At 35.2% G+C, this 13,964-nt stretch carries 8 protein-coding genes and 1 tRNA gene; 3 read left to right on the forward strand and 6 right to left on the reverse strand.

The window, feature by feature from the left end:
- Window positions 1-111: 111 nt before the first annotated feature.
- The 4 genes from K5X82_07450 to K5X82_07465 form a co-directional block, all read right to left on the reverse strand.
- Window positions 112-1,296, reverse strand: a complete 1,185-nt coding sequence (locus K5X82_07450; protein ID QZT38726.1) for a site-specific integrase — start codon at window positions 1,294-1,296, stop codon at window positions 112-114.
- 129 nt (window positions 1,297-1,425) lie between these two features.
- A tRNA-Pro gene (locus tag K5X82_07455) sits at window positions 1,426-1,500 on the reverse strand.
- Between the two features lie 721 nt (window positions 1,501-2,221).
- Window positions 2,222-3,919, reverse strand: coding sequence for a phosphoethanolamine transferase (locus K5X82_07460; GenBank protein QZT38727.1), 1,698 nt, complete (start codon window positions 3,917-3,919; stop codon window positions 2,222-2,224).
- Window positions 3,920-4,051: 132 nt separating this feature from the next.
- On the reverse strand, window positions 4,052-5,512 hold the full coding sequence (locus tag K5X82_07465; GenBank protein ID QZT38728.1) for an aminoacyl-histidine dipeptidase: 1,461 nt from the start codon (window positions 5,510-5,512) through the stop codon (window positions 4,052-4,054).
- A gap of 471 nt (window positions 5,513-5,983) precedes the next feature.
- Here K5X82_07465 and K5X82_07470 point away from each other — a divergent pair, with 471 nt between their 5' ends.
- The 3 genes from K5X82_07470 (at window position 5,984) to clpB (ending at window position 10,694) form a co-directional block, all read left to right on the forward strand.
- Window positions 5,984-6,529 (forward strand): DUF308 domain-containing protein, encoded by a 546-nt coding sequence (locus K5X82_07470; protein ID QZT38729.1) that lies wholly within the window; start codon window positions 5,984-5,986, stop codon window positions 6,527-6,529.
- A gap of 819 nt (window positions 6,530-7,348) precedes the next feature.
- On the forward strand, window positions 7,349-7,828 hold the full coding sequence (locus K5X82_07475) for a hypothetical protein (protein QZT38730.1): 480 nt from the start codon (window positions 7,349-7,351) through the stop codon (window positions 7,826-7,828).
- 277 nt (window positions 7,829-8,105) lie between these two features.
- The gene (gene clpB, locus K5X82_07480; protein ID QZT38731.1) at window positions 8,106-10,694 is read left to right on the forward strand and encodes an ATP-dependent chaperone ClpB; all 2,589 of its coding nucleotides are present in this window, start codon (window positions 8,106-8,108) and stop codon (window positions 10,692-10,694) included.
- 102 nt (window positions 10,695-10,796) lie between these two features.
- On the opposite strand, the gene K5X82_07485 is transcribed toward clpB, so the two are convergent.
- Both K5X82_07485 and K5X82_07490 read right to left on the reverse strand, forming a co-directional pair.
- Window positions 10,797-11,924: a YncE family protein gene (locus K5X82_07485; protein QZT38732.1), complete on the reverse strand. Its 1,128-nt coding sequence runs from the start codon at window positions 11,922-11,924 to the stop codon at window positions 10,797-10,799.
- Between the two features lie 4 nt (window positions 11,925-11,928).
- Window positions 11,929-13,929 carry a TonB-dependent receptor plug domain-containing protein gene (locus tag K5X82_07490; GenBank protein ID QZT38733.1) on the reverse strand — a complete coding sequence of 667 codons (2,001 nt, stop codon included), beginning with the start codon at window positions 13,927-13,929 and terminating at the stop codon, window positions 11,929-11,931.
- Window positions 13,930-13,964: the final 35 nt, after the last annotated feature.

Here is a 13,964-nt window from a genome sequence, read left to right on the forward strand (position 1 = left end):
TAATAATTTGATCTCTAATACTTTTCAGATATCGTTATACTTGCATCTGATTAATATTATGAAATAGTCCTAAACGAATTCTTAAAGGAGAGTTAATACCTCTCCTTTTTTTTACACTAATTGATCTAATACTTTCCTATTTAAATCATCCACAAGTTCCCAGTCATAATCGAAATAGCTATCTGTAACCGTTTTCTTTCCATGACCTAAAGCTTGTGCGATCATTGGTTTTCCTGCACCAATTGGTTTCTTTGCTGCAATTCCTGCCCAACTATGCCTAGCATGGTACATAACCAAATTTGGAACATTTACTTTATCATCTTGACCAATCACCTTGAGAAATTTATTCATGGCTTTAGTTAGATTCTTAAAATTTGCATATCGTTCCTGGTAGATTAGAAAACGTTGGTTTCCTTTTTGTCTTTCAATAATCCCTAAAGCCTCGGGTTCTACCTTGATAGAATATCTTTTATTCGTCTTATGTCGATCATATTCAATTCGTCCATCATCTATCCTATCAATACTGTAGATATCGGAATTATTAATCCCAATCAAATAGAAAGAGAGCATAAAGAAGTCTCTGGCCATGTTTACATTCGGATCCTTTGCATTGAAATCTCTAATTGCTATAATCTTCTCTTTAGGTAAACGTAAATTTCTTGATGTAGCCTCCAAAAATTCAAACTTTCGAAATGGATAATGTTCTTGGCCAATGATCTCATCCACATCTATAGCACGATTATAAAGAGCTCTAATATTACGTAGATCAATATTTGTTGTTGAGGCGGACGAATGTTCATATCGCCATTCTTTGAATCTATTTAACCATGGTTTTGTAATATCATCAAAGTAGAGAGGTTCACTCTGTAAGTATCGTTTAAGTGTCGATAGAGTAGACTTATATTTTTCTTTGGTACTGTCATTTTTAATTGTCTGGATGTACTCCTGTATATATGCAGTAAAATCAATATCGGATAGCTCTTTTTCTCCTCCATTTTTAATGTAGGTAGCAATCTGTTTTGATGTCATTCGATCCAGCCTTCTTCTCTTCTCTAGATCATCCATGTGATCGTCAGCATCGTTCAGAAGAGAAGACAAATCATTATTACACCTTCTTATATTGTCGATCCCTGGACAATTACGTTTAATCCTACCATGATCCCAATATTTTTCAGGGATAGAATATTTTGTAGAGATGTAGGCCATAGATTTTTTATGTCGAATAAAAAGTTTAATAGGATAAGTCCCATCTTTTTTTATTCTTCTTGTATCTAATATGAGGTTAATTGTAGCCATAAATTTGCACTTAATTTGCACTATTGAACACCCTCAAAGCTACTAAAAACGTCTTAAATCGTAGATCAAAGACATAAAAAAAGTGTTCATGAAACACATAAACACCTGATAATCATTTAATTTACATAGTCGGGATGAGAAGATTCGAACTTCCGACCCCACGCCCCCCAGACGTGTACTCTAACCTGGCTGAGCTACATCCCGAATATACTATCACAAATATAATGTATAAAACAAGAAACACAATGTAACAGTATGATTTTATTGGATCATTTAGAATATGAAACCGAACAAATTATTAAACCATATTATTATATTGACTCTTTCGACTCTTTATCAGGTTGTTTTTAAGCAATAACTTGACATGTCCAATATTTAGATGCTATAATTTAAAAAGGGAATTCATTGTATTTTGCTCGTATATTAATCTATTTAACAATTAACAAACAGCAAACAGCAAACAAACAGCAATATAACAGGGTATTACTACGGATTAAGAACGGTTCAAGAACAGTTCAAAAACGGTGATAATACGAGGTTAGTCCAAACCTACTTCGAAGCTGCTTCATAAAAAAGGTCCAATCTTCGAAGGAACTATGGAGGAACATTGAATGAAGTATGAACCATCACCGTATTCGAACCGTATTATAGCCGTTCTGAGACTGTATTGAAGAGGAAAAAAACAACTCATTATCTATGTTAAATATGGGTAAAGGCAATGCAAATAGATTGGAATCAATGACGGTGTAAAATTAACTCTGCCTAAATTTTATTAAATTAGTATACATGGAAAGAGTTGATTTAAAAGAGGTAAAAATTAAAGCGTTAGATCAGATCCGTAATGGAGGCAATTTTACAGGTAAGAGAGGTGCCTTAGGTTACACTACTGTTACAAAAAAGAAAATGCTTCTTAACCACCATCAATTTACGGTTCTACAATATCAAACTTCTGGTCTATCTCGAACCTCTTTCCCCCATCTCCTAAAACATAGAATTGTTCGTTAGACGAAGTGAAGGCTGTACGATATGATTCGATAGTATTAAAACGAGTATGGATCTTTGCTATATCCCATAGGAGCAATGGTAATCTGTCAGTCTGAAACACTTCTCTCTTTTTGCTCTCCAGTTCATTTAATAGACTTTGATTACGTTGTTTAAAATGGCTGGAATACCACATAAACATTGGCACATGAAGCTCTTGCTTTAAGGGCATTGTATTTCCATGAAAGAATGAATTATTCTCTCCTAGAGCCTCACCGTGGTCTGGAACATATAATAACAATGATGAACGATCTAATTTTTTTAGTATTGAAATTATTTGATAGATAATATGATCGGTATAGAGTATTGTATTATCGTAACTATTAATCATTTCATCTCTATTATTCTGAATACTTAGAACGTCCATATTTTCCTCTATCGTGGGCTTAAATTGATTAAAGGAAGAAGGATAACGTTTATTATATCGAAAATGACTACCCATAGTGTGTAGTAAGACGAAATGTTTTCCCTTGGACAAATGACACTTGTGTTCCTCTAATATTTCCACCAAATTAATATCGAACTCACTGCTTGACTCAATTCGAGTATGGGTGACAAATTGTTCTTCTGCTTCATTCTTATATCTATTCATGATACTTGTCGCTCCATAATATTGATTGGAGTACCAATGTGTCCGAAATCCCGCTTTTTTAAATGAACTCACCAATGTTTTAGATCTAAACTGTTCCCATTTATTTTCTACTGTAGCCATTGTAAGCATAAGGGGAACACTCTCATTTGTAAGGTTTGCAGGAGCAATACAGTGATGGAAAGATATCAAGTTTGAAAGTGTATCTAAATTAGGCGAAGTGTTTCGATGGTAACCATGAATCCTCCAATGATCATAACGACTTGATTCCCCTACAAGTAAAAAGACAAGATCAACATCCTTAGACTTACTAGCATCCACATCAAATTGATATGTTTTAACCGCATCCTCATAATCAGAGGAAAGTTGAACGAAATCAATAATATCTATACCGATTAATGGAATATTGGTTGGAAATATCTTATTAAGCCTAAAAAGATGAAATTCAATAGCCTTACTTATCCTCTCACTCTGATTATTTGTCAAAGTACTTGTGAATCGATAATTACGAAACATAAGTGCAGTATAGAACAAGATAAAGCATAGAATAAAATAAAATCGAGCTCTCTTATGTACAATAAAATTACGATCTATTTTCATTACACATAAACAGTAGATTAAAACAGACATTAATGCAAGGATAATAAACATCTTTGACGAACCGATTAACTCCATCGCTTCCGATAGGTTAGAATTTATGGTAGTTAAAATGATATTGATATTCAAGGGACTTCGGAGAATAATCGTGTTAAGTATAGCTCCTAAAGTAACTGGCAATAGAAGTCCCATCCAGACCAAGACTCTTTTAGGTTTAAATAGAACAAGAGGTATTGAGGTAAATAAGAGACCTAATACTAACAAAACAATTCTCTTCAACAGTGTACTAGTAGTCGTTTCATTGCACAGAATAACATAAAAGATATTCGGTAGATTTAAGATTAGAACACAAAGGAAAGTATTGATGTAGTTGATAATACTGCTCTTAATTTTCATATAATTTGGGACCTCACTGTTTCATACCAATTTCTAAAGAAGTAAATCTAAAAGTAAAATCTGTGGTATACAAATAAAAAAGGGTATACACTTTCATGTATACCCCATTTCGTATGATTTATAACAAGCAATTTATTTCGCAGGAATATGCTTCAATGTCTCTTTTAGATATTCCCAGAACTTTGCTACAGTTTCAATATTAACCTTCTCATCCGGAGAGTGAGGAGAACGAATAGTAGGACCAAATGAGATCATGTCCCAATTAGGATACTGTGAACCTAACAGACCACACTCTAATCCTGCATGAATAGCTCTGATCTCTGGAATTTTACCCCATTTATTGTTATATACTTCTTGCATCTCTTTCAAGATTGGAGAGTCCAAGTTTGGCTTCCATCCTGGATAAGAACCAGAAAGAACAACTTCAGCATCAGCCATCTGGAAAAGACTTTCAATTCTTTCACTCAATTCCATCTTAGCAGACTCAACAGAGCTACGAATTAACATATTAACTTTAACGACACCTTTATTTGACTTAACAGAAGCTAGGTTTGATGATGTCTCAACTAAACCTTCCATATCATCACTCATGCGAATCACACCATTAGGGCATGAATAAACTGCATCAATAAGGTTGTCTTGTGTATATTCATCCATCAAAGAAGCAGGAGTGTTACATGTATCTACTTTGAACGATAAGTTTGGTTCTTTCTTACAGAACTCAGCTATATAGATTGATTCGAATTCAGCAACCTTCTCTTTTAATGCATCTACTTGTTCTGCAGGAACTACAATCTCTGCAAATGCTTCACGAGGAATCGCATTTCTAAGACTACCACCATCGATATTTGCAAGACGAACATCCATTTCACGAGTTGCATAACGAAGGAAACGAACCATCAATTTGTTTGCATTTGCTAAACCAAGAATGATATCCATTCCAGAGTGACCACCTTTTAAGCCTGTTACAGCCAATCGGAAAGAAACTAAGTCTGAAGGAACAACAATCTCATCGTATTCAAATTCAACAGAAGCATCAATACCTCCTGCACATCCAACATACAATTCACCTTCGTCTTCCGAATCCATATTTAAAAGAATGTCTCCTTTGATCCAATTAGGTTGTAAACCAAATGCACCGGCCATTCCTGTCTCTTCTTCTGCTGTAAACAATGCCTCGACAGGTCCATGTACTAGATCATTAGATGAAAGAACAGCCATTGCTGCTGCAACACCAATTCCATTATCTGCTCCGAGTGTTGTTCCATTTGCTGTAACCCAATCACCATCAACAAAAGCATCAATAGGATCTTTTGTAAAATCATGGGATGTATCACTATTTTTTTGAGGCACCATATCCAGGTGACCTTGAAGGATTACCCCTTTTCGATCTTCCATACCTGGAGTCGCTGCTTTGCGAATTAAAACATTCCCAACTTCATCTTTTAATGTTTCTAACCCTAGCTTTTCTCCAAATGCAACCATAAAATCTTGGATCGCATCTTCGTGCTTAGATGGTCTAGGTATCTGTGTTAAATCGTAAAAGTGCTCCCAAATAATTTGAGGGTCAAGGTTTTTTATTTCAGCGCTCATAATACTTCAACTTTAATATTATTTATTTTCCTAAATCTACAATTTTATTTGGAACAATTCTATGATAATTTCCTGTTTTATGAGAATAATATCCGAATAAATCATAGAATCAATAACAATATATACACCTTCTTACATCACTATTTTTAATTTACAGCATTAAGTCTAGTTGACTTCAAAATACACCAAATATAGTTGAATAATGAATTCTAAAAGGTAAACAGATGAATCAAAGAATCTCTCTCGGTCTAAACGGTGTTCAATTTATATCCCCTAATAACAAAGACCAATAAAGAAGATTATTTCAAAGTAATAAGAGTACGAGTATATTTCAATTTCATGATCAATTAAGATATCAATAGCGACTCTATCTATAGAAGTTGACCTAAACTTAATTGTTAAAACGAATAATAAACTCAACCATTTTATTTTCAATGTGTTTAAGTATCTACAAACTTAAAAAGAGATATTATGGATCGTAACAATTTAAAATGGAATATCAATCATTGGTATCTAAAATTAATATCGGGGCTTTTGTTTTTCGTGATCGGATTTATGATCTTCTATAAACCAGATGTAAGTTACATGTCAATCGTAATTCTATTTAGTTATGGATTTATTATTAATGGTGTAATTGAGTGTATCTTTGCTTCTTCAAACCGAATCGAAGGATGGGGCTGGACACTAACCATGGGTATTATTGATATATTGATAGGTATATATCTAGCAGTACATCCATTTGCAACGGCAGCAGTACTTCCATATATGTTTGGATTTATTCTACTTCTCAAAGCAGGAATGGGTTGGGCCCAAGCAATTGAGGATAGACATATTGAGGGATCATCAAAAACAGCATTAGTAATACTAAGTCTATTGACTTTCGTCTTAGGTGTATTAATCCTGTATCAACCAGCTGTAGGTAGTATGACACTAGTTTACACATTAGGGTGTGCTATGTTTGTTATTGGATTCTATCAATTATCATTAGCCTTTAATTTAAAGAAACTAAAAAGCTAAATTATCATCTAATGTGGTTCTTATCTCATTAAAGGTGAGAACCACAATTTACATAAAGAATTATCCTAAGAATGACTTCAACATAAAATCGATGTAATTTCTAGATTACAAGCTCTCTTCATAAATATGATTCCCACTAAAATTCAGTCTTAACAACCTCATTTAGACGAAGTGATACAAGAGATAGCGTTCATTTACCACATAAAACAAATTTAATTACCCCAAACATAAAACACATCACATCATTTTCTCAAAAAGATCATTTTTTATTCATTTGATAGAAATGAAACAAATATGATCAAATCGATTTTAAACTATAAGTTCTAATGCTTTTAAATGACCCTTTTATAAAACAGCATCTGCAGATGACAATTTTCATTCTTTCATTAAAATATTAATTCCAATAACAAATTGAAAGCAACCATGTTTCATAGTTGATCCTTTTTCTACTCTTTCTACAATTACTATTACATAACGAAAACAACCACTGAAAACCAACACCTTACACAATGTAATCTTTACGTTAATTTTTACATTTCAAAAGCAAAACCACCATCTAAATTTCAAAATGACAAAAGTCATAGATTTAAAATACCAAGGTGTAAAACATGACACCTGTCACATCTTTTAATTGATTAAACAAGCTTTTTTATAATAAAAAAAACATGTCTTTTAGCACATCTTTAATATTTGCAACTACTTCATTTTTGTCTTGATTTGCATTGTCAATCACAAACAAATAGGATGATTGACAACAGATAAAAACTTATTCATTTATTCATTAAACAGAGTCTTTAATTACTCGAAAAGCAGGACGTTATGAAAAATCTAAATTTACAATTCGGTCGCTTTGTTGCTTTAATTGCAATCATGTTTACAGTAAGCGTGGTAAAGGCGAATGATTTAGATAATAGTGTTAGCATGAATAATTTTCACATAAAAGAGGTTTCTAGTATCGATACGAATGCATTGAACATATGGGAACTCAACTATGGAAATATTAACAAAGGAGTTCATATCGAAAAGAACTTCACCAACAATGGTACAGAGTATATTGTTCGTGGTGAATTTTTTGAAGTAAGATATGTAAATAACAAAAATGGATTTGGTGTAAGAGAAATTCAAACTCGCAATGCTAAAGTTAATGAGCAAATCAGCTATGCTGTAATTGATCAAAAACAGATGGAGAACCAAAGAATTATTTCTCCTAAAGGTATTAGCGATGAAAAAGCACTTAATCTTATTGCATCGTACTTACCAGATCTAGTACGCAATAACTACAAACACATTTTGAGATAAAAGATTGTTAACGAAATATAGAGTTATGTAAGCACATTCATACAATAGTTGATATAGATTAATATTTGATTAAAAAGGGAAGAGAGATCTTCCCTTTTTTTTGTGCTTAATTGTGATATTGAACAATTCACAACCTGTATTTGTTTAAGTAAAAACCACGCAATAATGACAACTAGTCACTATTAAACCCAGCTAAAACAGCCAATATGTCATATATATTCTTTTGGTCCATCTTTTGATGTATAGAACACAAAATAATAAAGAAAAAGCAATATATATGAACACAAATCAATTTACAATCAAGGCACAAGAGGCAATATCATATGGTCTTAATGTTGCTAATAGTAAAGGGAATGCAGCACTAGAGGCTGGACATTTATTAAAAGGTATACTTACAAGTGCTGAAAATATCACGAACTACATCTTTAAAAAGATTGATGTTTCGGGACAACAAGTAGCAACTCTTCTAGATAAAATAATAGAGAGTTACCCGATTGTATCAGGAGGAGAAGTAAGGGCCTCTAACACAACAAATTCTATTTTAGTAGAGGCACAGAGCCAAGCACAAAAGATGGGCGATCAATTTGTAAGTGTCGAGCATCTACTGGTAGCTCTGGTCAGGATAAAAAGTGACGTATCCACTCTTCTAAAAGACGTAGGGGTCAAAGAGAAGGAGTTGATTATGGCAATCAAAGAACTTCGTAAAGGAAAAAGTGTAGATAGCCAAACATCAGAAGATCAATTTAACTCATTACAGCGTTTCGCGATTAATTTAAATCAGCAAGCACTTAGCGGTAAACTAGACCCCGTTATTGGTAGGGATGAGGAGATCCGTCGTATTCTACAAATTCTAAGTCGACGTACAAAGAACAATCCGATTCTGCTAGGGGAACCAGGAACAGGTAAAACAGCAATTGCCGAAGGACTAGCACACCGAATCGTAAGAGGTGATGTACCTGAGAATCTAAAATCGAAACAGATATTCAGTTTGGATATGGGTGCATTGGTTGCTGGAGCCAAATACAAAGGAGAATTTGAAGAACGATTAAAGTCTGTAGTCAATGAAGTGATTCAAGCAGAAGGAGAAGTCATACTATTCATTGATGAAATACACACCCTAGTTGGAGCAGGAAAAGGAGAAGGTGCAATGGATGCTGCCAACATATTAAAACCAGCATTAGCAAGAGGTGAATTACGATCTATCGGAGCCACAACATTAGATGAGTACCAAAAGTATTTTGAAAAAGATAAAGCACTAGAGCGACGATTCCAAACAGTGATGGTCAATGAACCCGATACACAAAGTGCCATCTCTATTCTTAGGGGAATCAAAGAGAAGTATGAGACACACCATAAGGTAAGAATTAAAGACGAAGCAGTTATTGCTGCAGTGGAGCTCTCAAACCGGTATATTACCGACCGTTTTCTTCCAGACAAGGCCATTGACTTAATGGATGAGGCAGCCTCTAAATTACGCTTAGAGATCAACTCAGTACCAGAAGAGATTGACGAGATGGAACGTAAGGTAATGCAACTTGAGATTGAAAAGGAAGCAATTAAAAGGGAGAATAACGAAGAGAAACTCCAAGAGCTTGAGAGGCTTATTGCGGATCTTCAGGAACAACTCAACTCACAAAAAGCAAAATGGAAGAGTGAAAAGCAGACCATTGATGAGATCCAAGAGTGCAAACTAGAGTTAGACAGTCTAAAGAATCAAGCAGACATTGCAGAGAGACAATCTAACTACGAACTTGTTGCAGAGATTCGTTACGGTAAGATCAAAGAGACCGAAGAGCGTCTGCGTGAGTTAGAAACAATTGTACATGAGAACCAAGAGGAGTCTCCTATGATTAAAGAGGAGGTGGATGCCGAGGACATTGCAGATGTAGTAGCGAAATGGACTGGTATTCCTGTAACCAGAATGCTCAAGAGTGACAAAGAGAAACTATTACATTTAGAAGATGCCCTACATGAAAGAGTGGTAGGACAAGAGGAGGCGATTATAGCTGTTTCTGATGCAATCAGAAGAAGTAGAGCTGGTCTACAAGATGATAAAAAACCAATAGGCTCATTTATATTCCTAGGATCGACAGGAGTCGGTAAGACAGAATTAGCCAAAGCCCTTGCAGACTTTTTATTTGATGATGAGAATATGATGACACGAATAGATATGTCCGAATATCAAGAGAAATTCTCTGTCACAAGACTCATCGGATCTCCTCCAGGATATGTTGGATATGATGAAGGTGGACAGCTAACTGAGGCAGTAAGAAGAAAGCCCTATTCAGTCGTCCTATTTGATGAAATTGAGAAAGCACACCCTGATGTCTTTAACACCTTGTTACAGGTTCTAGATGACGGAAGGCTTACGGATAACAAAGGTCGAGTAGTCAATTTTAAGAACACGATTATTATCATGACCTCTAATATTGGTTCAGATATCGTCCAAGAGAACTTTGCCAAAGTATCTGAAGAGCAAATTAGTGGTGTTATTGAAACCACGAAGAAAGAGCTGCTTGATAGACTAAAACAAAGTGTACGACCTGAATTTCTAAACAGGATTGATGATGTAATCATGTTTACGCCTCTATTCAAGAAAGATATTGTGGAAATTGTAAGACTACAACTTAGCATCTTACAGGATCGTTTGATGGCAAATAGAGTAGAGCTTAATGCTACGGATGAAGCTGTTGCTTACCTAGCAGAAGCGGGCTTTGATCTACAGATGGGAGCGAGACCTATAAAGAGAGAGATCCAAAGATCCGTACTTAATCCGTTATCAAAAGCGATACTCGAAGATAGAGTAACAGCAAACGAGAAGATCTTGCTCGATGTAGAAGATAACAAACTAGTATTCAAAAATTAAAATAAAAAAAGCTGTCAGAGATGACAGCTTTTTTCTTTCATTCATCTTCAATCAAGGACTAACCTTAAATTTAACCATTACGATTTAACAAAAGGAAAGAGGTCAATTTTGTTCTGGCTTAAAACAAAAAGCACCAGGAATAATACCCACTTTGAAAGTATCTACAGGAGCACCATTTTTTTCAAACCGATACACTACTCCCTGCTGCTGATAATCTAATGCATTAGCCACATATACCTCACCAGTAACGGGGTCGACAGTTAACCCATAAAAACCACCATATTGGGTCGTCGCCTTTGGATTCTCAATAAATAATTCAGGCTCCACAGTTAAAGAGGTAGGCATCCTATATATATGTTTATTTAAAAAATAGATAACATCTCTTGTCCCATTTAACTGTACTTCAGAGGGCCAATCTTCTAAATTAAAACGCCACGTTTTCAAAACTTTTCTTGTCTCAGCATCAATACACTGAAGTCCGGGAGGCTCATATCCATATGGAGATCCCTCATATCCACCATCAGTAATTGTCCAGATACGATTAAATCGATCCATAACTAAGGAGGTAGGCTGTTTCAGCACTTCTATCTCATCCACTACTTCATCCGTAGTCGTGTCAATCACCAATATTTTATTATCATAACTCCAACAATTAGTAAAGACAAATTGCTTATATTGCACCATCTGCTCTGTTGGATGTTGGTAAAACTCAGTATCTTCATTACTAACATTAATCTTGCCCAATATTTTCCCCTCAACAACTCCTGTTGTCTCATAATCTCCCAATGGATCAATAACAGCAATAGATTTTGCATACAAATCTGTCACATAGGCCTTATGTGCATCTATAAAGTGAATATATCTAGGAGAAGTAAGTCCTGTAATCTTTCCTACACACTGAAATGTATTGGTATTAATAACGTATATCTTGCCGCTATTATTCATCACAATATACCCCAATGAATCTCGAATAGCCATAGATTGTGCAACATCCCCTAATGGAAATCCATTCGTTTCAAAGAACACTAAATTCTGCTCCTTTTTATCCTCCATATCATAATACGATAACGAAGCATTACCATACATAAAATTCCCTTCATTTGTAATGAAAAGTCCGGCAGAACGGCTGTTATGATTCATTCGTGTTTTTTGCCACAAGAGGTCATCCTGCATACACGAATTGAAGCAAAACAACAAAATCAAAAACCATATTAAACTTATATTCTGCATAAAATTAGATATTTAAGATCATAGTTACACCATAGTTACGACCAGGCATAGGACTAAAAAGAATGGAATGATATACCTCATCAAAGAGATTCGATATGGTTAACTTAACCTGTACCATACGATCCCCTTTTTTATATAGACAAGCCCCAACATCTAACTCATTCATATGATATGGATAGAGCCATTGACGAACATTAGGCTCATTACTTGTTGTAGTAAACCTCTCACTAAAATAGTTATATTGATAGGAAATATTCATCCATTTGTAGTCGAACCTAAACCACAAATTCGCTGAATGAACAGGAATATACACCAGTTGTTTCTTATATGATTCATCGCCCCAAATACCACTCTTCTCCATATTAATTGAGCGAGTATAAGCATAGTCTCCTCTTATCTTGAGATTAAAATCACCCCAATGCCTATTCCAAAGGAGTTGAGTCTCCACCCCTTTTGAGATAACATTCTTGACATTCCGAGGTTCCCAATATCCTTTAAAACTAGGAATCCATAAGATCCAATTATCAATATCAGAATAGTATGATGTAATGCTCCATTTTAGATGATTATCACCATCACCTAAAACCCCCTTCAACCCAAATTCTGCGGTATGTCCATCTTCAGGTAATAAGTCTGGGTTACCTCCAGGCTGCCAATAAAGGTCATTCAGTGTGGGACGGTGATAGTTCTTCGAAAAACTACCATGAACAATCAAACCATATGCTTTGCTCACCTTAAAATCAAAGCCCACAAACCATATTGGAGAGGAGTAGACATTATCTTGCCATTCGTTTCTTACCTGTCCTGTCACATTTAGCCGTTCACCAAACGATTTTGACAGAGAAGTATAGACAGATAACACATCTAAATCTTCCACATAACCTGTTTTCTTTACCGTTTCATAGGTATCTACCCAACTCTTATTAAGATCAACCGATCCCGTAAAATAAAAGCTCTCTAGAAATTTCGTTGAGTAGGTAACACTATTCTGTAGTTGATATGCGATACTCTTCGAATCGATAGCATTGGTAGCCCCATTGCCTCCCACTTGGTTTTTTAGTGTATAGAATAACTGCTTTCGTGAACCTCCTGTTTTAACCTCGATCTTACTATCCTCTCCATAGTGCTTCCATTGAACCACCCCACGATGTACTTTATCTATTTGGTTATTGACATTCGTATCTTCAAGCCCTTCATTTGATATCACTGTGGGAATACCTCGATCGGCATACTGCCCCCAATAACATGCAGATACTACATCCTTATCACTAGGTCGCCAATACAACTCTTGCATCAATCCATACTTCAAATATTCTCCGTTTTTATAGGTATCCACAGGGTGTATAAACTCTCCAGTATTGGGGTCAATATGATCAAAGTTTTGTCGATTAAGAAAGGGATAATCATTCTTTGATTGACTATGATAGAAACGGGTTTTAGACTGCACCTTCTTAGACCCAAAACCTATGGAAGCATACTCCTGATATGTATGGTAGTCTCCAACAAATTGAACATATCTTGCCTCAAAAGGATCACTCCATTGCACCTTATTGTTTAGGTTTACGACACCTCCTAATCCACCACTCTGCGAAGCAATAGAAGCACCTCCATGCTCTAAAGAGACAGCATCTACAAAGAACACTGGAATCAATGAAAAATCAACCATTCCTGTCATAGGCGAATTGATATTCAACCCATTCCATCGAACCTGTGTATGGGAAGCCGCAGTACCTCTAAACGAAGCACTAGCCAATGCCCCATTTCCTTTTGTCTTAATAAAAATAGGCGTATTTTCTGACAGTAGTGTCGATAAAGAGCTTCTGATATTTTTACTCATCACAGTCGAGTCCACATTACTCTTAACCATACCAGCCTCTTCTACGTTGAAAATATACTTGGCATAGACTGGAACATCTTGTGTCACGATGATAGTATCCACTTCACTCTGAGCAAGCAATATACAACTCCACAACATCAACACCAATAACCCTCTGATCTTCTTCATTACAGAAATAAAAGTAGGGGCTTTATAAACGATAA

Source organism: Prolixibacteraceae bacterium, from assembly GCA_019856515.1.
In the GTDB taxonomy this organism is placed as follows: domain Bacteria; phylum Bacteroidota; class Bacteroidia; order Bacteroidales; family Prolixibacteraceae; genus Halosquirtibacter; species Halosquirtibacter xylanolyticus.

Excerpts from the sequence above, each read along its gene's own strand:
- K5X82_07450 (QZT38726.1), bottom strand. The coding sequence starts at position 1,296 with ATGGCTACAATTAACCTCATATTAGATACAAGAAGAATAAAAAAAGAT.
- K5X82_07460 (QZT38727.1), bottom strand. The coding sequence starts at position 3,919 with ATGAAAATTAAGAGCAGTATTATCAACTACATCAATACTTTCCTTTGT.
- K5X82_07465 (QZT38728.1), bottom strand. The coding sequence starts at position 5,512 with ATGAGCGCTGAAATAAAAAACCTTGACCCTCAAATTATTTGGGAGCAC.
- K5X82_07470 (QZT38729.1), top strand. The coding sequence starts at position 5,984 with ATGGATCGTAACAATTTAAAATGGAATATCAATCATTGGTATCTAAAA.
- K5X82_07475 (QZT38730.1), top strand. The coding sequence starts at position 7,349 with ATGAAAAATCTAAATTTACAATTCGGTCGCTTTGTTGCTTTAATTGCA.
- clpB (QZT38731.1), top strand. The coding sequence starts at position 8,106 with ATGAACACAAATCAATTTACAATCAAGGCACAAGAGGCAATATCATAT.
- K5X82_07485 (QZT38732.1), bottom strand. The coding sequence starts at position 11,924 with ATGCAGAATATAAGTTTAATATGGTTTTTGATTTTGTTGTTTTGCTTC.
- K5X82_07490 (QZT38733.1), bottom strand. The coding sequence starts at position 13,929 with ATGAAGAAGATCAGAGGGTTATTGGTGTTGATGTTGTGGAGTTGTATA.